Genomic DNA, 1,509 nt, shown 5'->3' with positions numbered 1-1,509 from the left:
AATAACAGCGCTCCTACTGCTTGTATGTACACGGTTTCAGGTTCTATTTCACTCCCCTCACAGGGGTTCTTTTCACCTTTCCCTCACGGTACTAGTTCACTATCGGTCAGTCAGTAGTATTTAGCCTTGGAGGATGGTCCCCCCATATTCAAACAGGATATCACGTGTCCCGCCTTACTCGATTTCACTAATAATGTACTGTCGGTTACGGGGATATCACCCTGTATCACAGCACTTTCCAGAGCTTTCACCTAATACATTAATAGTTTAAGGGCTACTCCAATTTCGCTCGCCACTACTTTCGGAATCTCATATTGATTTCTACTCTTCGAGGTACTTAGATGTTTCAGTTCCCTCGATTTACTTCATAATGCTATATATTCACATTATGATATACACTTGCGTGTATAGGTTTCCCCATTCGGAAATCCCAGACTCAAGCGGATTTTACTTCCTTATCTAGGCTTATCGCAAGTTAATACGTCCTTCATCGCCCCTGACTGCCAAGGCATCCACCGTGTACACTTAATTACTTAACCATACAACCCTAAAAAGTTTTAATATAACAAATAATTTATCTTTCTATTAAATTAATGCCAGGATAACTTTATTATCCTAAATTAACTAACAGAATTATCTGTCTAGTTTTCTAAATTGTTAAAGAACAGGCTTTACTATATTTAATTGATTTTAATCGTTTAATCATTGGTGGGCAATACTGGACTCGAACCAGTGACCCCCTGCTTGTAAGGCAGGTGCTCTACCAACTGAGCTAATCGCCCTATACCTATAAATTTATAAATTATGGTAGGTCGTGCAGGATTCGAACCTGCGACCAATTGATTAAAAGTCAACTGCTCTACCAACTGAGCTAACGACCCAATGGTATCCCGTAGGGGAGTCGAACCCCTGTTGCCGCCGTGAAAGGGCGATGTCCTAGGCCTCTAGACGAACGGGACATTTTAACTTTAAATTAATCTAATTAATTTGTGTGAGCACTCATTCAAACAATCCTGATATTTTAAGGAGGTGATCCAGCCCCAGGTTCCCCTAGGGCTACCTTGTTACGACTTCACCCCAGTCATGAACCACAAAGTGGTGAGCGTCCTCTCGAAAGTTAAACTACCCACTTCTTTTGCAACCCACTCCCATGGTGTGACGGGCGGTGTGTACAAGGCCCGGGAACGTATTCACCGTAGCGTGCTGATCTACGATTACTAGCGATTCCGACTTCATGGAGTCGAGTTGCAGACTCCAATCCGGACTACGATGTACTTTAGGGGATTAGCTTACCATTACTGGTTGGCAACCCTTTGTATACACCATTGTAGCACGTGTGTAGCCCTACTCGTAAGGGCCATGATGACTTGACGTCGTCCCCACCTTCCTCCGGTTTCTCACCGGCAGTCTCCTTGAAGTTCCCGACATTACTCGCTGGCAAACAAGGACAAGGGTTGCGCTCGTTGCGGGACTTAACCCAACATTTCACAACACGAGCTGACGACAGCC

3 tRNA genes and 2 rRNA genes are annotated in these 1,509 nt (G+C 44.1%); all 5 read right to left on the bottom strand.

The annotated features are described in order from the left end of the window. Nucleotides 1-539, bottom strand: a 23S ribosomal RNA gene (locus tag O1U_RS04630); the annotation flags it as partial. A 167-nt stretch (nt 540-706) separates the two neighbouring features. Beyond that, a tRNA-Val gene (locus tag O1U_RS04625) sits at nt 707-782 on the bottom strand. A gap of 23 nt (nt 783-805) precedes the next feature. Next, nucleotides 806-881 (bottom strand) — tRNA-Lys (locus O1U_RS04620). A 2-nt stretch (nt 882-883) separates the two neighbouring features. After that, a tRNA-Glu gene (locus tag O1U_RS04615) sits at nt 884-959 on the bottom strand. A 63-nt stretch (nt 960-1,022) separates the two neighbouring features. Continuing rightward, nucleotides 1,023-1,509, bottom strand: a 16S ribosomal RNA gene (locus tag O1U_RS04610); the annotation flags it as partial.

Source organism: Candidatus Photodesmus katoptron Akat1 (genome assembly GCF_000478685.1).
In the GTDB taxonomy this organism is placed as follows: Bacteria; Pseudomonadota; Gammaproteobacteria; order Enterobacterales; family Vibrionaceae; genus Vibrio; species Vibrio anomalopis.
The sequence above is the reverse complement of the archived record's forward strand: the minus strand, read 5'-3'. Positions and strand labels throughout refer to the sequence as shown.